Source organism: Rhodanobacter sp. FW104-R8, from assembly GCF_001617365.1.
GTDB lineage: Bacteria > Pseudomonadota > Gammaproteobacteria > Xanthomonadales > Rhodanobacteraceae > Rhodanobacter.
Genome location: NZ_LVJR01000116.1, coordinates 14,169 through 40,761 on the forward strand (window position 1 = coordinate 14,169; position 26,593 = coordinate 40,761).

Annotated in this window: 24 protein-coding genes; 12 read left to right on the forward strand and 12 right to left on the reverse strand. The window is 68.6% G+C overall.

All coding sequences use genetic code 11. The features are described from left to right. Positions 1-64: 64 nt before the first annotated feature. Positions 65-880, reverse strand: a complete 816-nt coding sequence (locus RHOFW104R8_RS15000) for a YdiY family protein (RefSeq protein WP_068093530.1) — start codon at positions 878-880, stop codon at positions 65-67. 280 nt (positions 881-1,160) lie between these two features. On the opposite strand from RHOFW104R8_RS15000, the gene RHOFW104R8_RS15005 reads away from it, so the two are divergent. Next, positions 1,161-2,144: a YafY family protein gene (locus RHOFW104R8_RS15005; RefSeq protein WP_068093534.1), complete on the forward strand. Its 984-nt coding sequence runs from the start codon at positions 1,161-1,163 to the stop codon at positions 2,142-2,144. Positions 2,145-2,155: 11 nt separating this feature from the next. Further along, positions 2,156-3,094: a patatin-like phospholipase family protein gene (locus RHOFW104R8_RS15010; protein ID WP_068093536.1), complete on the forward strand. Its 939-nt coding sequence runs from the start codon at positions 2,156-2,158 to the stop codon at positions 3,092-3,094. 16 nt (positions 3,095-3,110) lie between these two features. Here RHOFW104R8_RS15010 and RHOFW104R8_RS15015 read toward each other — a convergent pair whose 3' ends face one another. The 5 genes from RHOFW104R8_RS15015 to RHOFW104R8_RS15035 form a co-directional block, all read right to left on the reverse strand. Next, the gene (locus RHOFW104R8_RS15015) at positions 3,111-3,479 is read right to left on the reverse strand and encodes a DUF488 domain-containing protein (RefSeq protein WP_068093539.1); all 369 of its coding nucleotides are present in this window, start codon (positions 3,477-3,479) and stop codon (positions 3,111-3,113) included. A gap of 66 nt (positions 3,480-3,545) precedes the next feature. Beyond that, positions 3,546-4,262: a glycosyltransferase family 2 protein gene (locus tag RHOFW104R8_RS15020; RefSeq protein ID WP_068093542.1), complete on the reverse strand. Its 717-nt coding sequence runs from the start codon at positions 4,260-4,262 to the stop codon at positions 3,546-3,548. A gap of 142 nt (positions 4,263-4,404) precedes the next feature. Then, positions 4,405-5,274, reverse strand: a complete 870-nt coding sequence (locus RHOFW104R8_RS15025; protein WP_068093543.1) for a ParB/RepB/Spo0J family partition protein — start codon at positions 5,272-5,274, stop codon at positions 4,405-4,407. A 267-nt stretch (positions 5,275-5,541) separates the two neighbouring features. Next, positions 5,542-6,411 carry a ParA family protein gene (locus RHOFW104R8_RS15030; RefSeq protein WP_068093549.1) on the reverse strand — a complete coding sequence of 290 codons (870 nt, stop codon included), beginning with the start codon at positions 6,409-6,411 and terminating at the stop codon, positions 5,542-5,544. Between the two features lie 68 nt (positions 6,412-6,479). Next, positions 6,480-7,571: an ABC transporter ATP-binding protein gene (locus RHOFW104R8_RS15035; protein WP_068093552.1), complete on the reverse strand. Its 1,092-nt coding sequence runs from the start codon at positions 7,569-7,571 to the stop codon at positions 6,480-6,482. A 128-nt stretch (positions 7,572-7,699) separates the two neighbouring features. On the opposite strand from RHOFW104R8_RS15035, the gene RHOFW104R8_RS15040 reads away from it, so the two are divergent. Beyond that, positions 7,700-9,055 (forward strand): GH1 family beta-glucosidase, encoded by a 1,356-nt coding sequence (locus RHOFW104R8_RS15040; RefSeq protein WP_068093554.1) that lies wholly within the window; start codon positions 7,700-7,702, stop codon positions 9,053-9,055. A gap of 75 nt (positions 9,056-9,130) precedes the next feature. Here the strand turns inward: RHOFW104R8_RS15040 and rsmG are convergent, their stop codons facing one another. Together rsmG and RHOFW104R8_RS15050 are read right to left on the reverse strand one after the other, a co-directional pair. Then, positions 9,131-9,766: a 16S rRNA (guanine(527)-N(7))-methyltransferase RsmG gene (gene rsmG / locus RHOFW104R8_RS15045; RefSeq protein ID WP_068093562.1), complete on the reverse strand. Its 636-nt coding sequence runs from the start codon at positions 9,764-9,766 to the stop codon at positions 9,131-9,133. A gap of 149 nt (positions 9,767-9,915) precedes the next feature. Then, positions 9,916-10,371, reverse strand: a complete 456-nt coding sequence (locus RHOFW104R8_RS15050) for an SPFH domain-containing protein (RefSeq protein WP_068093565.1) — start codon at positions 10,369-10,371, stop codon at positions 9,916-9,918. Between the two features lie 400 nt (positions 10,372-10,771). On the opposite strand from RHOFW104R8_RS15050, the gene RHOFW104R8_RS15055 reads away from it, so the two are divergent. From RHOFW104R8_RS15055 to RHOFW104R8_RS15085, 7 genes are all read left to right on the forward strand, one after another. Then, the gene (locus RHOFW104R8_RS15055) at positions 10,772-11,857 is read left to right on the forward strand and encodes a LacI family DNA-binding transcriptional regulator (protein WP_068093568.1); all 1,086 of its coding nucleotides are present in this window, start codon (positions 10,772-10,774) and stop codon (positions 11,855-11,857) included. Continuing rightward, complete coding sequence (locus RHOFW104R8_RS15060; protein ID WP_068093572.1) at positions 11,854-14,865, forward strand: TonB-dependent receptor; 3,012 nt, start codon at positions 11,854-11,856, stop codon at positions 14,863-14,865. The genes RHOFW104R8_RS15055 and RHOFW104R8_RS15060 overlap by 4 nt, the downstream gene beginning before the upstream one ends. A gap of 101 nt (positions 14,866-14,966) precedes the next feature. Further along, positions 14,967-16,487 (forward strand): tryptophan halogenase family protein, encoded by a 1,521-nt coding sequence (locus tag RHOFW104R8_RS15065; RefSeq protein WP_068093575.1) that lies wholly within the window; start codon positions 14,967-14,969, stop codon positions 16,485-16,487. Positions 16,488-16,562: 75 nt separating this feature from the next. Further along, positions 16,563-18,026, forward strand: coding sequence for a glucoamylase family protein (locus RHOFW104R8_RS15070; protein ID WP_068093578.1), 1,464 nt, complete (start codon positions 16,563-16,565; stop codon positions 18,024-18,026). After that, positions 18,023-19,360 carry a sugar ABC transporter substrate-binding protein gene (locus RHOFW104R8_RS15075; protein ID WP_068093580.1) on the forward strand — a complete coding sequence of 446 codons (1,338 nt, stop codon included), beginning with the start codon at positions 18,023-18,025 and terminating at the stop codon, positions 19,358-19,360. Before RHOFW104R8_RS15070 ends, RHOFW104R8_RS15075 begins: the two co-directional genes overlap by 4 nt. Next, positions 19,357-20,250 carry a carbohydrate ABC transporter permease gene (locus tag RHOFW104R8_RS15080; RefSeq protein ID WP_068093582.1) on the forward strand — a complete coding sequence of 298 codons (894 nt, stop codon included), beginning with the start codon at positions 19,357-19,359 and terminating at the stop codon, positions 20,248-20,250. Before RHOFW104R8_RS15075 ends, RHOFW104R8_RS15080 begins: the two co-directional genes overlap by 4 nt. Next, a complete protein-coding gene (locus tag RHOFW104R8_RS15085; protein ID WP_068093584.1) occupies positions 20,247-21,068 on the forward strand; it encodes a carbohydrate ABC transporter permease in 822 nt (273 codons plus the stop codon). The genes RHOFW104R8_RS15080 and RHOFW104R8_RS15085 overlap by 4 nt, the downstream gene beginning before the upstream one ends. 136 nt (positions 21,069-21,204) lie before the next feature. Here RHOFW104R8_RS15085 and RHOFW104R8_RS15090 read toward each other — a convergent pair whose 3' ends face one another. The 3 genes from RHOFW104R8_RS15090 to xth all read right to left on the reverse strand — a co-directional run bounded on the left by RHOFW104R8_RS15090 (position 21,205) and on the right by xth (position 23,692). After that, positions 21,205-22,038: a pirin family protein gene (locus RHOFW104R8_RS15090; protein WP_068093587.1), complete on the reverse strand. Its 834-nt coding sequence runs from the start codon at positions 22,036-22,038 to the stop codon at positions 21,205-21,207. A 196-nt stretch (positions 22,039-22,234) separates the two neighbouring features. Then, on the reverse strand, positions 22,235-22,912 hold the full coding sequence (locus tag RHOFW104R8_RS15095) for a YecA family protein (protein WP_068093590.1): 678 nt from the start codon (positions 22,910-22,912) through the stop codon (positions 22,235-22,237). Beyond that, a complete protein-coding gene (xth, locus tag RHOFW104R8_RS15100; RefSeq protein ID WP_068093593.1) occupies positions 22,913-23,692 on the reverse strand; it encodes an exodeoxyribonuclease III in 780 nt (259 codons plus the stop codon). Between the two features lie 236 nt (positions 23,693-23,928). On the opposite strand from xth, the gene RHOFW104R8_RS15105 reads away from it, so the two are divergent. Continuing rightward, positions 23,929-24,138 (forward strand): cold-shock protein, encoded by a 210-nt coding sequence (locus RHOFW104R8_RS15105; protein ID WP_008438719.1) that lies wholly within the window; start codon positions 23,929-23,931, stop codon positions 24,136-24,138. Between the two features lie 58 nt (positions 24,139-24,196). Here the strand turns inward: RHOFW104R8_RS15105 and RHOFW104R8_RS15110 are convergent, their stop codons facing one another. Continuing rightward, complete coding sequence (locus tag RHOFW104R8_RS15110; RefSeq protein WP_068093594.1) at positions 24,197-26,269, reverse strand: M3 family metallopeptidase; 2,073 nt, start codon at positions 26,267-26,269, stop codon at positions 24,197-24,199. Positions 26,270-26,367: 98 nt separating this feature from the next. Here RHOFW104R8_RS15110 and RHOFW104R8_RS15115 point away from each other — a divergent pair. After that, positions 26,368-26,593, forward strand: a 226-nt coding sequence (locus tag RHOFW104R8_RS15115; protein ID WP_407071452.1) for a gamma carbonic anhydrase family protein, incomplete at its 3' end; no start/stop codon positions are given.

Genomic DNA, 26,593 nt, shown 5'->3' on the forward strand with positions numbered 1-26,593 from the left:
TGCAAAAACAAACGGCCCCGCCGCTCGCGCGACGGGGCCGTTTCCGTATCGGTGACACTCGAACTCAGAAGCTGTAGACCAAATTGGTGGTGGTCAGCGTGTCGGTCTTCTTGGTCTTGGTGGCGGCCACCACGTCGCTGTTGTGGCGCACCTGGAAACCGACCTTCAGCGCCAGCTTGCGGGTCATGCTGACCGCCAGGCCTGCGTCGTTCTGCAGGTAGGTGTTCTTCGAGCCCGCTTCCATCAGGAACGTGTCCTCGAACGCGGCGTTGTCGCTCAGCTTGTACTTGTAGTTGACCAGGCCGCGGGCAACCATCTCGCTCTGGCTCGGCTGCCGCTGCCTGGTCTCGACGCCGTTCACCACCAGGTCGATGTCGGCCGGACGGTAGCGCTTGTAGCCGGGGCCGATTTCGAACGACAGCTCGTTGCGCTCGTCCTTCAACGCGATGTAGCCGTAGCCGAGCGAGACGATGCCCTGCCACAGGTTCGCGCCGAAGTCGTCGTGCTCGTAGCGAGCCGCGCCCACGATGTAGCTGCGCGGGTCGAGCTTGAGGCCGACCGAAGCGCCGCCGTCGTAACGGTTCGCGGTGGTGTTGAATTTCTTGATGGTGTTGCCGCTGCTGTCGACCACGGTCTGCTGGCTCTTCGAGCGCAGGCCGTCGAGGAAGAAGGTGTTCTTCCACTGCTCGTTTTCCTGGCTCAGGCCGAGTTTCGCGTTGACGTTCTCCGAGCGCGAGTTGCCGGTGGACGAGGCGAAGCCGAATTCGCCCGAACCGCTCCAGCCGCCGTTGCTGGACGGGGTGGTGTCGGCATCCTGGGCCTGCACGGCGAAACTGGCGAAGGCGGCCAGCAGCAGGCCGGCGATCAAGGTCTTTTTCATCGGGAAAGAGGATCCATTTGTTAAGCAAAAGTAAGGCCGCTACCTTAACGCGGCGGCTTGAACTTGCAATGAACACCGCCGGCAAGCCATCGGAGGCGCTTCCATCGCACGCCCGGCGTACATTCGAGGCCGGTGTCGGGAGATGGCTCCAGCCAGCAGCCGTCCGCAGCACGGACGGCATGCACGCTGCACCCGCAGTGGCGGCGCGGTGACTTGCAGCCACCACGACCCGCCTCCATGCTACACAACGCCTCCCTCCCGACGATATGCCGACGCTTCCATGGATCGCTACGAACGCATACTGACCCTGCACCGGCTGCTGAAGTCGGCGCACTACCCGATCCCGCTGTCGCGCCTGCTCGGCGAGCTGGAATGCTCGCGCGCCACGCTTTACCGCGACGTGGCGTTCCTGCGCGATGCGCTGGGCGCGCCGATCGAGAGCGCCGGCACCGACCAGGCCGCGTTCCGCTACGAAGTGGGCGAGGGCGAGAAGTTCGAGCTGCCCGGGCTGTGGCTGACCTCCGACGAGCTGGCCGCGCTGCTGGCCTTGAACGAGCTGATCAGCCGTTCCGGCCCCGGCGTGCTGGCCGGCGCGCTGGCGCCGTTCAAGGCGCGCATCGAGGGCCTGCTGTCGCACCAGGACAACGGCAGGGCGCTGCCGATCGAGCGCATCCGCGTGGTCGCCTGGGGCGAGCGCAAGCTCGACCAGCAGGTGTTCCGCATCGTCGCCGGCGCGGTGCTGGAGCGCAAACAGCTGCGCTTCCGCTACCGCGCGCGCACCACCAACGCGGACAGCCGCCGCACGGTGTCGCCGCAACGGCTGACCCACTACCGCGACAACTGGTACCTCGACGTGTGGGACCACGACCGCCAGGCGCTGCGCAGTTTCGCGGTCGACCGCATCGCCGACGCGCAGGCGCTGGACACGCCCGCCACCGACGTGGCCGACGCCGACCTCAACGAGCTGCTCGCCTCCAGCTACGGCATCTTCGCCGGCAAGCCGAAGGCGTGGGCGACGATCCGCTTCTCGCAGCACGCCGCGCGCTGGGTCGCCGACGAGCACTGGCACTCGCAGCAGCAGGGCGAATGGCTGCAAGACGGCCGCTACGAGCTGAAGCTGCCCTACTCCAATTCCAAGGAACTGCTGATGGACGTGCTCAAGTACGGCCCGGACGCGGAGGTGGTGGCGCCGCTGTCGCTGCGCGAGGAGATGAAGATCCTGCTGCAGCTGGCGCTGGGCGGCTACCAGCAGTCGCCGCGCTGAGCACGGATCCGATGGCCGCCACCGATACCGCCGGTGCCGCGCCCGCCGCGCGCAGGCCGACCGTGGCGCTGGCGCTCGGTTCCGGCGGCGCGAAGGGGCTGGCGCACATCGGCGTGATCGAGGAGATCGAGGCGCAGGGCTACGCGATCGTGGCGATCGCCGGCACCTCGATGGGCGCGCTGATCGGCGGCATCCACGCCACCGGCCGGCTCGACGTGTACCGCGACTGGGTCTGCGCGCTGGCCAAGCTCGACGTGCTCAGGCTGGTCGACTGGACCTTCAGCGGCGGCGGCCTGATCAAGGGCGACAAGATCATCGAGACCATGCGCGGGCTGGTCGGCGACGCGCAGATCGAGGAGCTGCCGCTGGCGTTCACCGCGGTGGCCACCGACATCGAGCGCGGCCGCGAAGTGTGGCTGAGCCGGGGCGGCCTGTTCGAGGCGATCCGCGCGTCGATCGCGATCCCCACCGTGTTCCGCCCGCACACCATCGACGGCCGCCGGCTGGTCGACGGCGCCCTGCTCAACCCGGTGCCGGTGACACCGCTGATCCGCGAGAGCGCCGACTACCTGATCGCGGTGAGCGTGGACGGCCCGGCGATGACCACCGTGCCGCCGGAACCGCCGGTGCACGATGCGGCCACGCCGGAAGGCGGCTACCGCCAGCGCCTCGGCGAATTCATCGGCCGGATGCTCCCGCGCGGCGAAAGCCGCCCGCGCGAGCCGGGCACGCTCGAACTGCTGACCCAGTCGATGGACCTGATGCAGGCGAACCTGTCGCGGCTGCGCCTGGCTGCGTACGCGCCGGACCTGCTGATCCAGCTGCCGCACGACATGGCGCTCGCCTACGAGTTCTACCGCGCGCGCGAGCTGATCGAAATGGGCCGCGCGCAGGCGCGCGCGGCGCTGGCGAACTGGCCGCGGGCCGGCACGCCGCAGCGCGAGGCCTGAGCCGCGCCTGGGCACCCTAGCGTGGACCGTGCATGTGCAGCCAGTTGTCCAGGTACGCCTTCAGCGCCACCGCGTTGTTGTGCTCTTCGTCGCGCGCGCCGAAGAGCAGGGTGACGGTGTGCCGCGCGGCGCGCTCGGCCAGTGGCTGCCAGTGCTCGGCCAGCGCATCCAGCTCGCTGGCGTAGCGGTGGCGGAAACCGTCCCAGCGCGCCGGATCGTGGCCGAACCACTGGCGCAGGGCGGTCGACGGGGCCAGCTCCTTCGCCCATAGGTCCAGCGGCACCGCCTCCTTCTTCAGCCCGCGCGGCCACAGCCGGTCGATCAGCACGCGATAACCGTCGGCTTTCGCGGCCGGTTCGTAGACACGCTTGACGGCGATGCTCATCGGATGAGCCTCCCTGGGGGAAGATCCCCAGCATACGACCGGCGGCACCAGGCGGCGTGACGCGGATCAGAGTTCCTCGACTTTCGTCACCTTGCCCCGGCGCATCAGCCAGGCCACGCCGCGCAGGTCGGCCAGGCCCACCCACAGCCGGTCCAGCATGCCGTACTTGGACACGCCGGCGGTGCGCGGGCGGTGGCCCACCGGCACGCTGGTGCTCTGGAAACCGGCGCGCTTGACCAGCGCCGGCAGGTAGCGGTGCATGTGGTCGAAGTAGGGCAGGCGCAGGAACACCTCGCGCTCGAACAGCTTCAGGCCGCAACCGGTGTCCGGCGTGGCGTCCTTCAGCATGCGCGAGCGCACCGCGTTGGCGACCTTCGAGGAGATCCGCTTGTTGAAGCTGTCCCGGCGCGTGGTGCGCCAGCCGGCGAACAGGCGCACCTCGGCGGCGGCGGTATCGCGCGCGGCGAGCAGCTTCGGGATGTCGGCCGGGTCGTTCTGGCCGTCGCCGTCCAGCGTGGCGATCCACGGCGACGACGCCGCGCGCACGCCGTTCCACACCGCGGTGCTCTGGCCGCTGCGGGTGACGTGGTGCAGCACGCGCAGCTCCGGGTGCAGCGCCTTCTGCGCGGCCAGCACGGCACGGCTGTCGTCGGTCGAGTCGTCGTCGACGTAGACCACCTCGTAGTCGACCTTGCCGCGCAGCGCGGCGGCGATCTCGGCCAGCAGCAGCGGGATATTGTCGCGCTCGTTGAAGACGGGGACGACGACGGAGAGTTGCGGCATGGGGAGGCCTTGAGTATTTGCGTGAACGTGAAGCGTGTGGCGGAGCGAGGAGTGAGGGAAGAGGAGTGAGGAGTGAGAAAAGGCGTAGCGCCGGCCAGGCTTCCCTCTCGCTCCTCACTCCGCTTCCCTCACTCCTGTTCTTTCAGCGGATCTTGCCGAGGATGCCTTCGAGTTCGTCGTTGCTGTGGTAGTGGATCACCAGCTTGCCGTGGCCGCCGCGGCCCTGCGCCAGTTCGACCCTGGTGGCCAGGCGTTCGGCCAGTTCGCGCTCCAGCGCGGCGATGTTCGGGTCGCGCGCGGGCGGGTGCTTGGCCTTGCCCTTCGGCGCGGTCTGCGCGCGGCGGGCGGCTTCCTCCAGCTCGCGCACCGACCAGCCCAGGGTCGAGGCCTGGCGCGCCAGCGGCACGGCGATGGCTTCCTCCAGGGTCAGCAGGCAGCGGGCGTGGCCCATCTCCAGCTTGCCGTCGTCGAGCAGGCGCTTGATCGATTCCGGCATCTCGGTGAGCCGCAGCATGTTCGACACCGAGGCGCGCGAGCGACCCACCGCGTCGGCGGCCTGCTGGTGGGTGAGGTCGAAGTCGTCGATCAGCCGTTTCAGCGCGTCGGCTTCTTCCAGCGGGGTGAGGTCCTGGCGCTGGATGTTCTCGATCAGCGCCATCGCCGGCACCGCCGCCTCCGGCACCGCCTTCACCAGCGCCGGCAGTTCGCTCAGCTGGGCGCGCTGCGCCGCCCGCCAGCGGCGCTCGCCGGCGATCAGCTCGTAGCTGTTCCTGCCGATCTCGCGCACCACCACCGGCTGGATCAGGCCCTGCGCCTTGATCGAGGCGGCCAGCTCGTCCAGCGCCTCGTCGTTCCAGTGCCGCCGCGGCTGGTACTTGCCGGGCTGGATCTGCTGGATCGGCAGGATGCGCAGCTCGCCTTCCTGCGCCAGCACCGACGGCGCGGCATCGCCGTCGCCACCGAGCAGGGCGTCCAGTCCACGTCCCAATCCCCGTTTTTTCGCAGCAGCCATGTCTAGAGCCTGTTCATGATCTCCAAGCACCCCGCGCCGGAAGCTGTTTGCGCGCAGGCCAAGGAAGAGTGAGGGAGTGGACGTCCGTCCACGACCGAATGATGACGCCGGCCCGCACGCAAACAGATCCGGCCCGACAGGCTGTCATCCCATGGCCGCCATACGCAGCGCGGCTTGGCCTGCCGGCCAGACAAGCCGGCACCACGCACTGCCACCTGACAGCCACGGGATGACAACGCGGAGTGCTTGGTGATCACGAACAGGCTCTCATTCCTGGTGATTGGCGGCCGGCGCCTTGAGCGTCGGGCCGCTGTCGCCGTATGCCGGCGGTTCGATGTCGTCGAGCGCCTCGGCGTGGCTGGGACGCGGCGGCAGCCCGCGCTCACGCCGGATCACCTCGCCGGCCAGGCCGATGTAGGCGATCGCGCCGCGCGAGCTGCGGTCGTACAGATGGATCGGCTGGCCGTGGCTGGGCGCCTCGGCCAGACGCACGTTGCGCGGGATGATCGAGCGCAGCACCTTGTCGCCGAAGTGCTGGGTGAGCTGGGCGGACACTTCGTTGCCGAGGTTGTTGCGCACGTCGTACATGGTGCGCAGCAGGCCCTCGATCTCCAGCGCGGGGTTCAGCCGGTGGCGCACCGCCTTGATCGTGTCGAGCAGGCTGGACAGGCCTTCCAGCGCGAAGTACTCGCACTGCACCGGGATCAGCACGCCGTCGGCCGCGGTCAGCGCGTTCAGCGTGAGCAGGTTCAGCGAGGGCGGGCAGTCGACCAGGATGGTGTGGTAGTCCGCCGCGATCTTCGCCAGCACCTCCTTCAGCCGGTGCTCGCGCGCCAGCGCGTCCATCAGCTTCAGCTCGGCCGCGGTGAGGTCGCCGTTGCCCGGCAGCAGGTCGTAGTGCGCGTCGGTGGGCACGATCGCCGCGGCGATCTCCACTTCCTCCAGCAGCACCTCGCAACCGCTCGCCTTGATGTCGCGCTTGTTGATGCCCGAGGCCATCGTGGCGTTGCCCTGCGGGTCCAGGTCGACCAGCAATACCTTGCGCTTCGCGGCGGCCAGCGCAGCGGCGAGATTGACGGCAGTGGTGGTCTTGCCGACGCCGCCCTTCTGGTTGGCGACAGCGATGATGCGGGCCATGGATGGATAGCTACCGTACGCGGGAGAGGGTTAGTGTAATGCCTCGCCCTGCCCAGCGCTGCCCGTGCTCAGGCGCCGATCCGCGTCCCGCCGGCGGCGTCGAACAGGTGCAGCCGATCGGCCGCCAGGCCCAGCGCCAGCGTGCTGCCCGGCTCGGGCAGGGCCCGCGGCGACACCCGCGAAACCAGCGCCTGGTCGCCGTAACGCAGGTTCAGGAAGACCTCGTTGCCGACCGGTTCGAGCACTTCCAGCCGCGCGCCGAATGCGGCCTCGCCGGCGTCCTGCGGCTGCAGGTGCTCCGGGCGGATGCCCAGCACCACCTCGCGGTCGCGCCACGGCTGCCACGCCGTCGCCTGCGGCGGCTCGCCCAATGCGATGTCGCCGTGGGCGGTAGCCAGCTTCCAGCCATCGGCCAATTTGAGCGTGCCGCGTAGCTGGTTCATCGCCGGGCTGCCGACGAAGCCGGCGACGAACAGGTTGGCGGGCTTTTCGTACAGGTTCATCGGCGTGTCGATCTGCTGGATCACGCCGCCATCCAGCACCACGATGCGCTGGCCCAGGGTCATCGCCTCGATCTGGTCGTGGGTGACGTAGATCATGGTGGCCTTGAGCTGGCGATGCAGCCGCGCGATCTCCACCCGCATCGACAGGCGCAGCTTGGCGTCCAGGTTGGACAGCGGCTCGTCCAGCAAAAACACCTTGGGATCGCGCACCAGCGCCCGGCCCAGTGCCACGCGCTGGCGCTGGCCGCCGGACAGCGCGGACGGGCGCGAGGCCAGCCGCGCTTCCAGTTCCAGCGTCTTCGCCGCCGCCGCCACGCGCTGGTCGATGTCGGCCTGCTTGTGGCCGCGCAGCTTCAGGCCGAAGCCGAGGTTCTCGGCCACCGTCATGTGCGGATACAGCGCGTAGTTCTGGAACACCATTGCGATGTCGCGATCCTTCGGCGCCACCTCGTTGACCACGCGGCCGTCGATGGAAAGCGTGCCGCCGCTGATCGATTCCAGCCCGGCGATCATCCTGAGCAGGGTGGTCTTGCCGCAGCCGGACGGCCCCACCAGCACCAGCAGCTCGCCATCGGCAATCTCGAAGCTGGCGTCGGCCACGCCGACGTGGCCGTTGGGGTAGACCTTGCGCAGCTGATCCAGACGTACAGCAGCCATCGGCATCTCCGGTGCGGTTGGCCACGACGGCCGTCCCGCGCAGCATGCGCTGGTCTGCACTTCCGCGGGGCATTGGGCTATTCTGCCCATGTAATCGTTTACATCAAGCCTTGCCCGAAGGACCGCCCATGTCCCGCCCCCGTTTCCGCTTCCCCGACGGCTTCCACTGGGGCGCCGCCACTTCGGCCTACCAGATCGAGGGCTCGCCGCTGGCCGATGGTGCGGGCCCCAGCATCTGGCAGCGCTTCGCGCACACGCCGGGGATGATGGCGAACGGCGACACCGGCGACGTCGCCTGCGACCACTACCGCCGCTACAAGGGCGACGTCCAGCTGATGAAGGCGCTGGGCCTGAAGGGCTACCGCTTCAGCGTCAACTGGGCGCGCGTGCTGCCCGAGGGCACCGGCCGGGTCAATCCGAAGGGGCTGGATTTCTACTCGCGGCTGGTGGATCAATTGCTGGAAAACGGCATCGCGCCGAACGCCACGCTGTTCCACTGGGACCTGCCGGCGGCGCTGGACGACCGCGGCGGCTGGCTCAACCGCGACATCGCGCACTGGTTCGCCGAGTACGCCGAGGTGATGTTCAAGGCGCTGGACGATCGCGTGCCGCGCTGGTCCACGCTCAACGAACCGTGGGTGGTCACCGACGGCGGCTACCTGCACGGCGCACTGGCGCCCGGCCATCGCAGCAAGTACGAGGCGCCGCTCGCCGCGCACAACCTGATGCGCGCCAGCGGCGCCGGTATCCAGGCCTACCGCGCGCACGGCAAGCACGAGATCGGCGTGGTGTTCAACATCGAACCGAAGTACCCGCGCTCGGACAGCGCCGAGGATCTCGCCGCCACCCGCCGCGCGCACGCCTACATGAACCAGCAGTTCGCCGACCCGGCCCTGCTCGGCAGCTACCCGCCCGAGCTGAAGGAGATCTTCGGCGACGCCTGGCCGGATTTCCCCGCGGACGACTTCGAGTTGACCAAGCAGCCGGTCGACTTCGTCGGCATCAACTACTACACCCGCGCCGTGGTGAAGCACGACCCGAACCAGTACCCGCTGAAAGCCTCGCCGGTGCGCCAGCCGAACAAGACCTACACCGAGACCGGCTGGGAAGTGTTCGAGCAGGGCCTGACCGACACGCTGACCTGGTTCAAGCAGCGCTACGGCGACATCCCGCTGTACATCACCGAAAATGGCTCCGCGTTCTACGACCCGCCGGTGGCCGAGGCCGAGGTGCTGGACGACCCGCTGCGCACGAACTACCTGCGCCGCCACCTCAAGGCGCTGCACCGGGCGATCGCGGCCGGGGTGAACCTGAAGGGCTACTACGCCTGGTCGCTGCTGGACAACCTGGAGTGGTCGCTGGGTTTCTCCAAGCGCTTCGGCCTGTACCACGTCGACTTCGCCACCCAGCAGCGCACGCCGAAGGCCACCGCGAAGCTGTACGCGCAGGTGATCGAGAGCAACGGCAGCGTGCTCGACGAGTAGGAGCGCACCCTGTGCGCGATGCCCTTAGAGCATCGCGCACGACCGAAGGAAGTCCCTTGTGGACAGGGTGCGCTCCTACGAAACCGAGCGACCGAGCACCAGCAGGTGGCGCTCCGCCGGCAGCCCCGGCACCGCCAGCTCGTGCATGCCGCGCACTTCGAACCCGGCCGGGATGCCCGGCAGCTCGTCGTCCGGCCGCTTGCCCTTCATCGCCAGCCAGATCCCGTCCGGTGCCAGCAGGTGGCCGCCCCAGCCCAGCATGTCGGCGAGGCTGGCGAACGCGCGCGCGGTGATGCAGTCGAACCGGCCTTCGACCTCTTCCACCCGCGACTGCAGCGCGCGCACGCCATCCAGCTTCAGCGCGCGGATCGCCTCGCGCAGGAAGCGCACCTTCTTGCCGTTGGAATCGACCAGCAAAATCTCCCGCCCTGGCGCGGCGATCGCCAGCACGATGCCGGGCAGGCCGGGGCCGGTGCCGAGGTCGGCCAGGGTCTGGCCCCGCACATACGGCAGGATCGCCAGCGAGTCGAGCAGGTGGCGCGTGACCATCTCCGCCGGATCGCGCACCGCGGTGAGGTTGTAGGCCGCGTTCCAGCGCTCCAGCAGGGCCTGGTAGTCGAGCAGCCGCGGCACCGCGTCGGCCGGCAGTGCCAGGCCCAGCGCGGCGATGCCTTGTTCGAGTCGGGTCTGCAAGGCGGCGCGGGTGGTCATGGGCTCACTCGGGGAATGGGGCGCAAAGTATCCGCGGCACCTGCCGGGCTTGCCAGCCCCGGCCAAAGAAAACCCGCCGGATGGCGGGCCGAAGACTTGCAAATCCCCTGTGGCGCGGGCGCTCTCGGGCGCCCTGGCGCGTGTCGTGCTCAGGCGACCTCGAGGTCGACCCGGGTCACCATCATGCCGCGCTCGCGCAGCGCGCTGTTCAATGACTGCTTCACCCGCGCGCCCAGGTCGCGACGGTCGGTGCGAACGGCCGCCGGCTCGCTGCGCAGGGCTTCCTGCGCGCCGCGGCGGATCAGCTGGTCGACCTGCTCGAACACCGCGTCGGCACGCTCCGGCTCCAGCACCTGCCAGTACACCGTGCCGCGCACGTCGTGCGCATCGGCCAGCAGCTCCTCGAAACGCAGGGTCTGCCCGGCCAGGTCGATCTTGTGTGCGACCCGATCAAGCAGCGGCAACACCAGATGCGTACCCGACTGCAGCACGCGTACCAGCTTGCCGTGGCGGTACAGGCTGTAGACCTGCCCGGCCGGCACGCGCCTGACCGCGCTGATGATCAGCACGGCGGACAGCAGCAGCAGGGTCGACAGCAGGGTCATGGTATGCAAATCAGCCACTTGATGAATGTTTCTTCGCTACAGCGACAACTTCAGGGTACAGTCGACTGAGCGCACATAGATTAACCCTGATTTAACGACAGGGAGAAATTTTTAACAACAGGCAAAAACGACCCGGATTGCGACGTCGTCCACAAATACCGTTCATCCGTTCCGATCCGGCACCCGCCTCATCCACGGCTTGCTGCATTGCCATAACGCGATCCACCCGATCGGACCGTACGTTTTCCGCTCGGCCAGCCACTTGCCCGGCTCGTCCATGAAAACGTTTGCATAAACCTTTTGCGGCGCAGCAGAAGCCTTGTTAGCGGATGCTTTACAACGCTTTATGAAAACGATTACGTTGTCGCCGCAGTGGAGTTCGGCGCTCGGGGCAACTCACATGGCGACAGTGACGATCAAAGACGTGGCGCGTGAGGCCGGTGTTTCCGTGGCCTCGGTGTCGCGCGCGCTGAACAGTGGCGGCGGCGTCACGGCCGAAACCGCCCAGCGCATCCGCGACGTGGCCACCCGCCTCAGTTACGTGCCACACGCGGCGGCCCGCAGCCTGATCACCCGGCGCACGCATACCATCGGCGCGCTGCTGCCGGATCTGCACGGCGAATTCTTCTCGGAGCTGATCCGCGGCATCGACCAGGCCGCCCGGGCGCGCGGCCTGCACCTGCTGGTCTCCAGTTCGCACGACGGGGCCGCGGATGCCGCCACCGCCTTGCGCGCGATGCAGGGTCGGGTCGACGGCATGCTGATCCTGTCCAACCATGTCGACGCCGCCTTCCTGCGCAGCAACCTCCCGGCCAGCGTGCCGGCCGTGCTGCTCAACAGCGCGGTGAAAAGCAAATCGTACGCGGTGCTCAACGTCGACAACTACGGCGGCGCTTACGCGATGGTGCGGCACCTGCTGCAGGCCGGCCATTCCGGCGTGACCTTCATCGCCGGCCCGGCCGACAACTTCGATGCGCAGCAGCGCGAACTCGGCTACCGCGCCGCAATGGCGAAGTACGCGCCGCATGCACCGCTGGACGTGGTGGCGGGTGATTTCAACGAGGAGGCCGGCTACCGCGCCGGGCACCAGCTGCTGGCACGCAAGCCGCGGCCGCAGGCCGTGTTCGCGGCCAACGACATGATGGCGGTGGGCTGCCTGTATGCGTTCAAGGAGGCCGGCGTGGACGTGCCGGGCGACATCGCGCTGGCCGGCTTCGACGACATTCCGATCGCGCGCTACGTCACCCCGCCGCTCAGCACGGTGCGCGTGCGCATCGCCGACCTCGGCCGCAGCGCGCTCGAACAGCTGGCCGCGCTGCTGGAAGACTCCAAGCACGCCACGCCATCCAGCCACACGCTCGCCTGCGAGATCGTCGCCCGCGCCACCTGCGGCGGCGACCGGCAAGCGGCGCCGCACGAGCACGCTCCAAAAAACGCTGTTTCAACTTCGGGGAATCGGTCATCCGGTACGGGAGGGAAAGCATGAACACACCAATGCAACTCAGAAAGAAGCTGCTCGCAAGCCTGATCAACGCCACGGTGATCGCGGTGGCCGGCGCGCCGATGCTGTCGTGGGCACAGACCTCCGACGCCAACCTGCGCGGCAAGGCCGCGGCCAGCGCCACGATCACCGCGCGCAACGTCGCCACCGGCTCCACCCGGCGCACCACCGCCGGGGCGGACGGCGGCTACACGCTGGTCGGCCTGCCGCCCGGCACCTACCAGGTCGACGCCGGTCCGGGCACCGCACGCATGGTCACCCTGACGGTCGCTTCGACCGCCACGCTGGACCTGACCGCCGCGGCACCGGCCGCGTCGACGGCGAACGCGACCACGCTCTCCGGCGTCACGGTCAGCGCGGCCACGCTGACGGAAGTGAAGACCTCCGAACTGGGTTCGACGATCTCGCTGCACCAGATCAACACGATCCCGCAGGTCTCGCGCAACTTCCTGGAGTTCGCCGACACCGTGCCGGGCATGGTGTTCAACGTCGACTCCTCGGGCCACACCTCGCTGCGCGGCGGCGCGCAGAACAACAGCTCGGTCAACGTCTACATCGACGGCGTCGGCCAGAAGAGCTACGTCAAGGAAGGCGGCGTCAGCGGCCAGTTCTCCAGCCAGGGCAACCCGTTCCCGCAGCTGGCGATCGGCGAGTACAAGGTGATCACCTCGAACTACAAGGCCGAGTACGACCAGATCTCCAGCGCCGCGGTCACCGCCGACACCAAGTCCGGCACCAACGAGTTCCACGGCGAGGTCTTCGGCACCTACACCAACGATTCGATGCGTGCGCGCACGCCTTCGGAGAACGACGCGGGCAAGAAGACCAAGTCGCACGAGAAGGAGTACGGCTTCGCGATCGGCGGCCCGATCATCAAGGATCAGATGCATTTCTTCTTCACCTACGAGGCGAAGAAGTTCGATACGCCGATCACGGTGACGCCGGGCGTCACCGGCACCGCCGCGTTCCTGCCGGCCGGCGCTTCCGCGCAGCTGGGCCCGGCCGACCTGCCGTTCAACGAAGACCTCTACTTCGGCAAGATCGACTGGGAGCCGACCGACCGCGACCGCTTCGAGCTGAGCGCGCAGCTGCGCAAGGAAGGCCAGTACGACAACATCGGCAACCAGACCGCCGCCTCCGCCGGCATCGACGTGATCAACCGCGACACGCGCATCGCGGCGCGCTGGCAGCACAGCGGCAACTCGTACTTCAACGAACTCCTGTTCACCCACGAGAACGCCTACAACAACCCGACCCCGCTGCACTTCGCCGACGGCGCGGCCTACACCTGGGCGCCGCAGCAGGACGCCACGATCCTGATCGCCGGTTCGGCGAATGCGCTGGCAACGCAGAAGAAGGGCCAGAAGGGCCCGGCGATCCAGGACGACCTGACGTTCAACGACCTCACCTGGCACGGCGACCACGTCATCAAGATGGGCGTGAAGTACAAGAAGGTGGACCTGAACGCGCAGGACGCCGGCAACAGCAACCCGCAGTTCACCTACAACGTCGATCCGACCGGCACCGCGGCGACGCCGTACAAGGTGTTCTTCCCCAACCCGGTGCCCGGCCTGAACCCGGTGGCCCGGTCCAGCGACAAGCAGTTCGGCACCTATATCCAGGACGACTGGGCGGTCAACGACAAGCTCACGCTGAACCTCGGCGTGCGCTGGGACTACGAGAAGAACCCGTCCTACCTCAACTACGTCACGCCGGCCAACGTGATCGCCGCCTTCAACAGCCCGAACCCCGACCCGAGCGCACCGGCGGGGCAGACCTATGCCCAGGCCCTGGCCCTGGGCGGCGTGAACCTCAACGACTACATCAGCAACGGCCACAACCGCAAGGCGTACAAGGGCGAGATCCAGCCGCGGCTGGGCTTCTCCTACGACCTCGATGCCGACGAGCAGCACGTGATCTTCGGCGGTGCCGGCCGCGCCTACGACCGCGACCTGTACGACTACCTGCAGCTGGAGCAGACCAAGTCCTCGCTGCCGCAGCTCACCGTGTATTTCCAGGACCCCGTCACCGGACTGTGCCACAACAACAGCTCGCCCTGCTTCGCCTGGGATCCGAAGTACCAGAACAACCTCGCCGCGCTGCAGGCGCTGGTCGCCTCCAGCAACACCGGCCAGGAGGTGGATGCGATCAACAACCACCTGAAGGCGCCGTATTCCGACCAATTCAGCCTCGGCATGCGCAACAAGATCGGCGACTGGAACACCAGCGCGGCGATCTCGCGCATCCTCAGCCACGACGGTTTCGCGTTCACCCTGGGCAACCGCTATCCGGACGGCGCGTTCTTCAAGAACGGCAGCCAGCCGTGGGGCAACGGCGTACCGGGCTTCGGCGGGCTGATCATCGGCAACAACGGCATCGCCACGCGCACCACCCAGCTGCTGCTGTCGGCCGACAAGCCGTACACGAAGGAATCCGGCTGGGGCACCACGTTCGCCTACACCTATACGCGGGCGAAGCAGAACCGGGACGTCAACGAGCATTACTCGTTCGACGAGGCGACGATCCAGCAGTACCCGTTCATCGATTCCAACGCCGCCGCCCGGCACCGCTTCGTCGCCACCGGCACGATCGACGTGCCGTGGGGCATCACGCTGTCGGCCAAGCTGACCCTGGCCACGCCGCTCCCGTTCAACGGCATCGCCTGCTACGGCGTGACCTATCCGAACGGCAGCGGCTGTACCCCGATGGCGGCCACGCCGGGAGGCAACGGCAAGTTCCTGGTCGGCGGGAAGGTGTTCGGCTATCGCGACATCGACTTCCAGGCGACCAAGGATTTCGACCTCGGCCACGGCCTCAAGCTCTACGGCCGCTTCGACGTGCTCAATGTCTTCAACTTCAGGAACTACACGGACGTCCTGGTCAACTGGGGTTCCAACGGCGTGGCGAACCCGAACCCCGCGATGTACAACCCGACCGGCAACATCACCTTCGTGCCACGCACGCTGAAACTCACGATCGGCATGAAGTTCTGACGCCATCCCCGGTGGCATCGAGGCGACGATAGAGGCAGCACCGCAAAGCCCGCTCCCCTCGCGGGCTTTGCTTTTTCACCCGACCCTGTCACAGGTTCCCCATGACCGATCCGCGCATCAGGAACATCGTCATCGTCGGCGGCGGCACCGCCGGCTGGATGGCCGCCGCCGCCTTCGCCAAGGTGCTCGATGCCGGCTGCTCGATCCGCCTGGTGGAATCGGAGGAGATCGGCACGGTCGGCGTGGGCGAGGGCACCGTGCCCCACCTCAAGCTGTTCAACAACCTGCTCGGCATCGACGACGTCGAGTTCGTGAAGAACACCCAGGGCACGTTCAAGCTCGGCGTGCAGTTCAACGACTGGGGCCGGCTCGGCGACAGCTACGTGCACGGCTTCGGCACGATCGGCCACGACGTCGGCCTGCTGCCGTTCCACCAGTACTGGATCAAGGCGCGCCGGGCGGGCAAGGCGGACGAGATCGGCGCGTACTCGCTGAACACGGCGGCTGCGCCGCGCGGCCGCTTCATGCCATCGGCCAGCGATGCGCCGCCCGGCTCGCCGTTGGCGAACATCGCCTACGCCTACCATTTCGACGCCGGCCGCTACGCGCGCTTCCTGCGCGGCTACGCCGAACAGCGCGGCGTGCGGCGCACCGAGGGCAAGGTGGCGCAAACCGTGTTGCGGGGAGACGACGGCTTCGTCGAGGCGATCGTGCTGGAAAGCGGCGAGCGCATCGAGGGCGAGCTGTTCATCGACTGCTCCGGCTTCCGTGGCCTGCTGATCGAGCAGGCGCTGCACACCGGCTACCTCGATTTCAGCCACTGGCTGCCGTGCGACCGCGCGCTGGCGGTGGCCTGCGAGAAGGTCGGCCCGCCGACGCCGTACACCCGCGCGTCGGCGCGGCCGGCGGGCTGGCAGTGGCGCATCCCGCTGCAGCACCGCACCGGCAACGGCTACGTGTATTCGAGCGCCCACGTCAGCGACGACGAGGCGGCCGCCACCCTGCTCGGCCACCTCGACGGCGAGCCGATGGGCGAGCCGCGGCTGCTGCGCTTCACCACCGGCGTGCGCCGGCAGGCCTGGAACCGCAACGTGGTCGCGCTGGGCCTGGCCGGCGGCTTCATGGAGCCGCTGGAGTCGACCAGCATCTACATGATCCAGTCCGGCATCGCGCGGCTGCTCAACCTGTTCCCGCAACGCGATTTCAGCCCGGTGCTGATCGACCGCTACAACGCGCAGTCGCGCTTCGAGTACGAGCACATCCGCGATTTCCTGATCCTGCACTACCACGCCACCGAGCGCGACGACACGCCGTTCTGGAACCAGTGCCGCACGATGTCGATCCCGCCGCAGCTGGCGGACAACATCCGCTTGTTCCGAGACAGCGGGCGCTTCTTCCGCGACGGCGAGGAGATGTTCGCGACCCCGAGCTGGGTGCAGGTGATGCTGGGCCAGCGCATCGCGCCGCGGAGCTACCACCCGCTGGTCGACCAGATGCCCGACGCGGAGCTGGCCGGGTTCATGGCCAGCGTCGGCCACGTGGTCGCCAGCTGCGTGGAGGTGATGCCGGCACACCAGGCCTTCATCGACCGCTGCTGCACGGCGCCGGCGATGACCGCCTGACGAACTCCCCCGGCCGTGGCGGCTATCGCGCCACGGCCGCATTGGCCCCCTCCCCGCAAGAGAGAGCGCTTCAGCATGTCCAAGTCCTTCCGGATCCTGCGCACCGTCGCCTTCGCCGCCCTGCTGGCGTTCGGTGCCGGCTGGCAGCCGCCCGCCGCGGCGCGGCCACCGAGCCCGGGCTACGCCGACCTGCCGGCGCGGCAGCAGGCGCTGGTCGACGACCTCCAGCGGCGCAGCTTCGACTGGTTCTGGCAGAGTGCGGATCCGAAGACCGGGCTGATACCCGACTCCTGGCCGGGCCAGTCGTTCTCCTCGATCGCCGCGGTGGGCTTCGGCCTGACCGCCTACGGCATCGGCGTCGAGCGCGGCTACATCACGCGCGACCAGGCGGTGGCGCGCACCCTGACCCTGCTGCGCTTCTTCGCCGACGCGCCGCAGGACGCCAGCGAGGACGACGCCAGCGGCTACCACGGCTTCTTCTACCACTTCCTCGACATGCACAGCGGCAGGCGCTTCGCGCGCTGGACCGAGCTGTCCAGCGTGGACACCACCCTGCTGCTCGGCGGCGTGCTGTTCGCGCAGTCGTACTACGACCGCGACACGCCGCAGGAAGGCGAGATCCGCCAGCTCGCCGACCGCATCTACCGCCGCGTCGACTGGCCCTGGATGCAGCCGCGCAAGCCGCTGATCAGCATGGGCTGGACGCCGGGCGGCAAGTTCATCCCGTCCGACTGGAAGGGCTACAACGAAGGCATGCTGGTCTACATCCTCGCGCTCGGCTCGCCGACCCACCCGGTCGGGCCGGAGGCATGGACGGCCTGGCTGTCCACCAACCACCTCACCTGGGGCACCTTCCAGGGCCAGACCTTCCTCAATTTCGCGCCGATGTTCGGCCACCAGTACAGCCAGAGCTGGATCGACTTCCGCGGCATCCGCGACGCCTGGAGCCGCGAGCACGACCTCGACTATTTCGAGAACAGCCGCCGCGCGACCTACGCGCAGCGCAGCTACGCGATCGCCAACCCCGGCCACTGGACCGGCTACGGCGCCAACGTGTGGGGCCTCACCGCCAGCAACGGCCCCGGCGGCCTGGTCGTGAAGGGTGCCGACGGCGAGCGCACGTTCCACGGCTATACCGCCCGCGGTGCCGGACTCGACTACATCTCGGACGACGGCACCATCGCGCCGACCGCCGCGGCCGGTTCGATCGCGTTCGCACCGGAGATCGTGATCCCCGCGCTCGCGACCATGAAGCAGCGCTACGGCAAATACATCTACGACGACCACGGCTTCGTCGACGCCTTCAACCTCAGCTTCCACATTCCCACCACGCTGCGTACCGGCAGACTGGTGCCCGGGCTGGGCTGGGCCGACAGCCTGCAGTTGGGCATCGACCAGGGCCCGATCGTGCTGATGACCGAGAACTGGCGCAACGGCTTCGTGTGGAACGTGATGAAGAAGAACCCGTACATCCGCAAGGGACTCGAGCGCGCCGGCTTCACCGGCGGCTGGCTGGACGCGCCGGCGCCGGCCCCATGAGGCAACACGGCCGCCCGCAGCGATCGCCGCGCGCATCCGCGATGCGCCGCGGCCTGCGGTTGGCCGCACTCGCCCTGGCCGGCGCGCTGCTCGTCAGCTGCGCGCGCCCGGCGGCGGGCGGGCACGAGCTGGTGTTGTGGACAATCGGCCGCGAGGGCGAGGCGATCGTCCAGCTGCTGCCGGCATTCGAGCAGGCGCACCCGGGCATCCGGGTGCGGGTGCAGCAGCTGCCGCTGACCGCGGCGCACCAGAAGCTGCTCACCGCGATCGCCGGCGGTTCCACCCCGGACCTCAGCCAGCTCGGCAACACCTGGCTGCCCGAGCTGGCGGCGCTGCACGCGCTGGAACCGCTGCAGGCGCGCGTGGACCGCTCCGCGGTGGTGCGGCCGGACGACTACTTCGCCAGCATCTGGGCCACCAACGTGATCGACGGCACGCTGTACGGCGTGCCGTGGTACGTCGACACCCGGCTGCTGTTCTACCGCCGCGACCTGCTCAAGCAGGCCGGCTTCCACGCCCCGCCGCGCAACTGGGAGGAGTGGCGGCGCCAGCTCGCCACGCTGAGCGACCCGCCGCGGCACCGCTACGGCATCCTGCTGCCGACCAACGAGTACGAGCAGCTGATGTCGCTGGCGCTGCAGCAACCCGACCCGCTGCTGCGCGACGGCGACCGCTACGGCAACTTCGAGAGTGCCGGCTTCAAGCGTGCGCTGGCGTTCTACGTCGACACGTTCCGGCTGCACCAGGCGCCGCCGATCAGCAACGTCGAAGCCGGCAACCCGTGGACGGAATTCGGCCGCGGCACGTACGCGTTCTACCTGTCCGGCCCGTGGAACATCGGCGAGTTCCGTTCGCGCCTGCCGGCCGCGCAGCAGGACGACTGGGCCACCGCGCCGCTGCCCGGACCGCGCATCGCCGGCGTCGGCGCCGCCGGCGGTTCCAGCCTGGTGATCTTCCGCGCCTCGAAGCAGCAGGACGCCGCCTGGCAGCTGCTCGAGTACCTGTCGCAGCCGGCGGTGCAGCAGCGCTTCTACGCCCTGCTCGGCGACCTGCCGCCGCGGCGCAGCTCGTGGCAGGGCGGCGCGCTGCGCGACGACCCGAAGCTGCGCGCGTTCCGCGAACAGCTCGAACACGTCAGGCCGACGCCGGCGGTGCCGGAGTGGGAGCGCATCGCCAACGAGATGCAGCTGGTCGCCGCCGAGGCGATCGCCGGCCGGCTGACGACCGACCAGGCCGCCGCCGAGATCGACCGCCGCGCCGCCGCGATCCTGGCCAAGCGCCGCTGGGTGCTCGACCATGCCGCGCCCGAGCAGCCCCGGGAGCACCCGCCATGAACCCGCCGCGCGCCGCCTGGCTGTTTCTCGCTCCGGCGCTGCTGGTGCTGGGCGTGTTCTTCCTGCTGCCGGTGCTGGGCGCGCTCATCCTCAGCCTCACCGACTACGACCTCTACGCGCTGGCCGACCTGCACAACCTGCGCTTCGTGGCGCTGGGCAACTATTGGGAGCTGCTGCAACGGCCGCTGTTCTGGTCGGCGCTGGGCCACACGGTGTATTTCGTGGCGGCGGGCGTGCCGCTGTCGATGGGTGCTTCGCTCGGCGCGGCGCTGCTGCTGAACTCGCCGCTGGCGCGCTGCAAGCCGCTGTTCCGCACCGCGCTGTTCACGCCGGTGGTGACCACGGTGGTGGCGGTGGCGGTGATCTGGCGCTACCTGTTCAACACCCGGTACGGCATGGCGAACCACGTGCTGGGCCTCGCCGGCATCCACCCGGTCGACTGGCTGGGCGATCCGCACTGGGCTATGCCCACCATCATCCTGTTCGCGGTGTGGAAGAACTTCGGCTACAACATGATCATCTTCCTGGCCGGGCTGCAGGCGATCCCGCCGGAGCTGTACGAGGCCGCGCGCATCGACGGCGCATCGAACTGGCGGCAGTTCCGCCACATCACCCTGCCGATGCTCGGGCCGACCCTGCTGATGGTGGGCATCCTCACCGTGTCGGGCTACTTCCAGCTGTTCGCCGAACCCTACGTGATGACCGAGGGCGGCCCGCTGCAGAGCACGGTAAGCGTGCTGTACCTGATGTACGACGAGGGCTTCAAGTGGTGGAACCTCGGCTCCGCCTCGGCGGTGGCGTTCCTGCTGTTCGTGATCATGTTCGCGGTGACCGCGCTGATGCTGAGGCTGGTGCGGCGCGGGGAACATCCCGATGGAGGGCCGGCATGAGCCCGCGGCTGGCGAAGGCGCTGGTCAACGGCCTGCTGATCGGCCTGGCGGCGGTGGCGCTGTTCCCGCTGCTGTGGATGCTGTCGGTGTCGTTCATGGCGCCGGGCGAGGCCGGCGCGCTGCCGCCGCCGCTGCTGCCGGCGCATCCCGGCTGGGCGAACTACCGCGAGCTGTTCCTGCGCGCCGGCATGGGCCGCTACCTGCTCAACAGCCTGCTGGTGTCCGGCGCGATCACCGCCCTCTCGCTGGTCTTCAACCTGATGGCCGGCTACGCCTTCGCCAAGCTGCGCTTCGCCGGCCGCGAGCGGCTGTTCCGCGCGCTGCTGGGCGCGCTGGTGATCCCCGCCCAGGTGGCGATGCTGCCGCTGTTCCTGCTGCTGAAGTACGCGGGTCTGGTCAACAGCTATGCCGGCGTGGTGATGCCGGCGATGGCCACCGTGTTCGGCATCTTCCTGGTGCGTCAGTACGCGCGCAGCATCCCCGACGAGCTGCTGGAGGCGGCGCGCATCGACGGCGCCGGCGAATGGCGCATCTTCGCGCGGATCGTGCTGCCGCTGCTGAAGCCGATCATCGCGACGCTGGCGATCTTCAGCTTCCTCGCCGCGTGGAACGACTTCATGTGGCCGCTGATCGTGCTGACCGGGCAGGAGCACTACACGCTGCCGATCGGGCTGGCCTCGCTGGCGCGCGAGCACGCGCAGGACAGCGAACTGATGATGGCCGGCTCGGTGGTCACCGTACTGCCGGTGCTGCTGCTGTTCCTGTCGCTGCAACGCTACTACCTGCAGGGGCTGCTGCTGGGCAGCGTGAAGGGCTGAACCCATCCCTTGCTAACCGCCGCGCCGCGCATCGCTCGGTAGGAGCTCGCTGGCGGGCGATGCTCTTAGCGCGGGATTCGGGATTCGGGATTCGGAAAAGCATCGCCCGCCAGCGGGCTCCTACCGGGCGGCGATCTCAGAACTTGCCCGTGCGGAAATCGGCGATCGCTTCGTGGATCTGCTCGGGCGTGTTCATCACGAACGGTCCGTAGCGCGCCACGCTCTCGTTCAGCGGCTTGCCGGCGACCACCAGCAGGCGCGAGGGCTGGTCGCCGCCGGCCAGCTGCAACTGTTCGCCCTCGGACAGCACGCCCAGTTCGCTGCGACGCAACTGCTCGCCGCCGACCAGGGCCGACTCGCCGTCGAACACGTAGGCGAAACCATGGTGGCCGACGGGAAGGTCCAGCGTGAACTTCGCGCCGGGCTGCAGGCCGATGTCCAGGTAGACCGGCGCGGTGACGATGCCCTCGACCGGGCCGGTGGCGCCGGCCAGCGTGCCGGCGATCACCTTCACCTCGACGCCGGCGGCCGGGTGCACCACCGGGATCCGCTCCGGGCCGATGTCCTGGTAGCGCGGCGCGGTCATCTTGTCCTTCGCCGGCAGGTTCACCCACAGCTGGAAGCCCCACATCAGGCCGTTTTCCTGCTGCGGCATTTCCGAATGCAGGATGCCGCGACCGGCGGTCATCCACTGCACGCTGCCCGGGGTGAGGTCGCCGCGGTTGCCGTGGTTGTCGCCGTGCTGCATGTGCCCGGCCAGCATGTAGGTGACGGTCTCGAAGCCGCGATGCGGATGCTCTGGGAAGCCGGCGATGTAGTCGTCGGCGCTGTCGGAGCGGAACTCATCGAGCAGCAGGAACGGATCGAGCATGTCCAGCCCGGGCTGGCCGATGATGCGCTTCAGCTTCACGCCGGCACCGTCGGCGGTGTCGATGCCGTGGATGCGGCGGGTGATATGGCGGTCGCTCATGGCGTACTCCGGTTCAAGGATGACTGGCCGCCAAGATGGCCCCGTTCGCGCACCGATCCAAGCACCGGCGCCGGAACGGATCGTTCACGAAGAGCGAGGAGTGAGGGGAGAGGAGTGAGAAGTGAGAAATGAGAGAAAGCACCTGGTGCGCCCGGCTTTTCTCTCACTTCTCACTCCTCTCCCCTCACTCCCGCTCTCAATGCACCCAGTGCCCGCTGCGCTGGCGCGGCGGATTGCCATCGTCGTCGTCCGTGGGCTGCTGCTGGCGCACCATCGCCTCGACTTCCGCCTCGGTGGCGGGCTTGGCCTGCCAGTACTGGTTCACCGCGCCGAGCACGGCCGGCACCTGCGCCAGGCATTCGTCGTATTCGTCGTCGCTGAGCTTCTCGAACTCGGTGTCGGCGCTGAGGATGCCTTCGTCCACCGCCAGCGCCATCACCGGGCCGAGCAGTTCCATCAGCTGTGGGTCCTCGGCCAGCCGGCTCTCCCACAACCCGGCACGCAGGTCGATGCCGCGACTGAAGCCTTCACACCAGCCGGCGGCGGACAGCATCGGGCCGCCCTCCATCTCGACCTCGCCGAGGATCGGCTCGTAGGCGTCGACCTCGAGTTCGGCGATGATCGAATCGTTGAGCTTGGCCAGCAGCGCCAGCACCCGGTTGCCTTCGTCCTCGTCGGTGAACGGCTCGTGCAGCACCTCGGGCAGCCATTCGTCCGGCAGCACCAGCAGCGGGCCGACCGCCAGCGCGCTGAGCAGGCCGTGCACGCCGTCCAGCAGCAGGTCGCCTTCGCCGGTATGCGCGCGCAGGTAGCGGTCCAGCTCGTCCAGTTCGTTGTCGTCCAGCGAGCTGGGCCATTCGGTCTTCGAGGTCATTCAGATATCCAGGTCCAGCGTCACCGGCGTGTGGTCGGAGGGGCGCTCCCAGCGGCGCGGTTCGCGGTCGATCGCCGCCGCGGTGGCGGCGGATTTGAGGGCCTCGCCGATCAGGATCAGGTCGATGCGCAGGCCCATGTTGCGGCGGAACGCGGCCTGCCGATAGTCCCACCAGCTGTAGTGCCCGGGCTCCGGCTGGAACAGCCGGAAGCTGTCGTGCAGGCCGAGATCGGTGATCGCCTTCAGCGCGGCGCGCTCCGGCGGCGAGCACAGGATGTCCTCGCCCCAGGCGACCGGGTCGTAGACGTCGCGGTCGTCCGGGCAGATGTTGAAGTCGCCCAGCACGACCAGGTTCGGGTGGCGTTCCAGCTCGCGCGCCAGGAATTCGCGCACCCTGGCCAGCCAGTCCAGCTTGTAGGCGTATTTCTCGTCGCCGACCGCCTTGCCGTTGACCACGTACAGGTCGACCACGCGAAGACCGCCAATGGTCGCCGCGAGGATGCGCCGCTGCGGATCGTCCAGGCCGGGGATGTCGGTGACGATGTCGCCGAAACCGTGATGGACTCCGTCGCGGGCCAGGATCGCCACGCCGTTGTAGGTCTTCTGGCCCGAATACGCCACGCGATAGCCGGCCGCCGCGAGCTCGTCGACCGGAAATTTCGCGTCCTCGAGCTTGGTTTCCTGCAGCGCCACGACGTCCGGCTGCGTGTCGGCCAGCCACTGGGTCAGCTGCGGCAGGCGCACCTTCAGCGAATTGACGTTCCACGAGGCGATCTTCATGGCGGCATTGTACGGGATGCACCGGCGGCCACCGCGGCGCGGGCGGGCCCGCGGCGGGATCCGGCCGGGCGGCGGCACAAGATGAACGGGAAATGCGGAAAATCCACCGGCTGCGCTTATTCCGGTGTATGCTGACGGGGCAAGAGTCTGAGGAAACTCCTATTTTTGCTCCTATTGCGGCCCGTGCCTTCGCGCACCGGACCGCAAACACATCCATGCTTCAAAGGTAAAGTTACATGTCGGATCGTCAGAGCGGTACAGTCAAGTGGTTCAACGACGCCAAGGGTTTTGGCTTCATCACCCCGGAAAGCGGTGATGACCTGTTCGTGCATTTCCGCGCGATCCAGGGCACGGGCTTCAAGTCCCTGCAGGAAGGTCAGCGCGTCACGTTCATCGTCACCAAGGGCCAGAAGGGCCTGCAGGCTGAGGAAGTCCAGGCGGCCTGAAGTCCTCCGGACTTGGAACGCCTCGAAAAAGCCCGCTTCGGCGGGCTTTTTTGTGCCCCTACGCCAGCCCGTGGCTGCGCAGCAGTGCCTCCGGCTCCGGCTTGCGGCCGCGGAACGCGACGAAGCTTTCCAGCGCCGGGCGGCTGGCGCCGACGGCGAGGAACTCGCGGCGGAAGCGCTCGCCGGTGGCGCGGTCGATGACGCTGCCGCTTTCCCCCGCCTGCTCCTCGAACGCGCCGAACGCGTCGGCGCTGAGCAGCTCGGCCCACAGGTAGCTGTAGTAGCCGGCCGCGTAGCCGCCGGCGAAAATGTGGCTGAAGCCGTGCGGGAAGCGTTGCCACGCCGGCGGATGCATCACCGCGACCTGCTTGCGCACCTCTTCCAGCACCGCCAGCGCACGCGCACCCTGCGCCGGGTCGTACTCCAGGTGCAGCAGGAAATCGAACAGGGCGAATTCCAGCTGGCGCACCAGGAACAGGCCGGCGTGGAAGTGCCGCGCGGCCAGCATGCGTTCGAACAGCTCGTCCGGCAACCGCGCGCCGGTCTGCCAGTGCCGGGCGAACAGGTCCAGCGCCTCGCGGTTCCAGCCGAAGTTCTCCATGAACTGGCTGGGCAGCTCCACCGCGTCCCATTCCACGCCGTCGATGCCGCCGATCGAGGGCAGCGCGATGCCGGTGAGCAGGTGGTGCAGGCCGTGGCCGAACTCGTGGAACAGGGTCAGCACGTCGTCGTGGGTGAGCAGGGCCGGCTTGCCCTCGGTGGGCGGCGCGAAGTTGCAGGTGAGGAAGGCCACCGGCTGCTGCGGCCCCGCGCCTCCCGGATCGGCGCCGTCGTCGAAGCGGGCGCGGCAGACGTCCATCCACGCGCCGCCGCGCTTGCCGTTGCGCGCGTACAGGTCGACATAGGCGCCGGCGAACACGCGGCCGGCGGCGTCGCGCACGTCGTAGTAGCGCACCTCGGGATGCCACACGTCGACGCCGTCGCGCGGGGCGAGGGTGATGCCGTAGAGTTTTCCGGCGAGGCCGAACAGGCCGTCGATCACCGCCGGCAGCGGGAAGTACGGCTTCAGCTGTTCCTCGTCCAGCGCGTACTCGCGCTGGCGCAGCTTCTCCGCGGCGTAGCCCACGTCCCACGATTCGAGGTTGTCGAGTTTCAGCTCGGCGCTGGCGAACTCGCGCAGCCGGGCCAGCTCGAGCTGCGCCACCGGTTTCGCGCGCGCGGCCAGGTCGTGCAGGAACTCCAGCACCTCGGTTGGCGAAGCGGCCATCTTGGTCGCCAGCGATTCCTCCGCCGCGTTGGCGAAGCCGAGCAGCTGCGCGGCCTCGTGGCGCAGCGCCATGATCCGCTCGATGCGCGCACTGTTGTCGAACTTGCCCGCGTTCGGGCCCTGGTCGGAGGCGCGCGTCTGGTAGGCCCAGTACACCCGCTCGCGCAGGCTGCGGTTGTCGGCGTAGGTCAGCACGGCCTGCACGCTGGGCTGCTTCAGGGTGACCAGGTAGCCGTCCAGCTGCTGGTCTTCGGCATACTGGCGCAGCACGGCGCGGCCGGATTCGGGGACGCCGGCAAGATCGCGCTCGTCGGTGACGTGCTCGTGCCACGCCTCGCTGGCGTCCAGCACGGCGTTGGAGAATTCGGTGGAAAGCCGGCTCAGCTCCACCCCAATCTCGCGGAAGCGCGAACGCGCCGGCTCCTCCAGCGCCACGCCGGACAACTTGAAATCGCGCAGCGCATGCTCGACCAGCGCGCGCTCGGGGCGCGACAGCGCGGCGAAATCCGGCGCCTCGGCCAGCGCCCGCACCGCGGCGTACAGGTCGCGATTCTGACCCAGTTCGATCGCGTGCTCGGTGAGCTTCTCCTCGGCCGGCCCGTAGACCTTGCGCAAGGCCTCGCCGTCGGCCACCGAATGCAGGTGCGACACCGGCGCCCAGGCCCGCGCCAGGCGCTGCTCCAGCCGTTCCTGGACCAGCATCACGTGGCCGAAGTCGCGCGGCGCGCCGGGCGCGACCAGCGCGTCGATGCCGGCGCGGTAGTCGGCCAGGATGGCTTCGATCGCCGGTTCGACGTGTTCGGGGCGGATCTGCGAGAACGCCGGCAGCGCATCGTCGGCCAGCAGCGGGTTGGGGTGACTCATGGACGCTCCTTGGCAGGCCGCCAGCGTGGCGAGCGCGCCGGGCGAAATCAAGCGCGGCGATGTGACGGGCGGCCCGGGCGCGCGGCTAGAATGCCCGGATGAATCCCCTGCGCAGCTTCAAGGGCATCGCGCCCAGCCTCGGCCAGCGCGTCTACGTCGACCCCGCCGCCAGCGTGATCGGCGACGTGGCGCTGGGCGACGACGTCTCGATCTGGCCGGGCGCAGTGCTGCGCGGCGACGTCAACCACGTCCGCGTCGGCGCGCGGACCAGCATCCAGGACGGCGCCATCGTGCACGTCGCCCATGCCGGCCCGTACGGGCCGG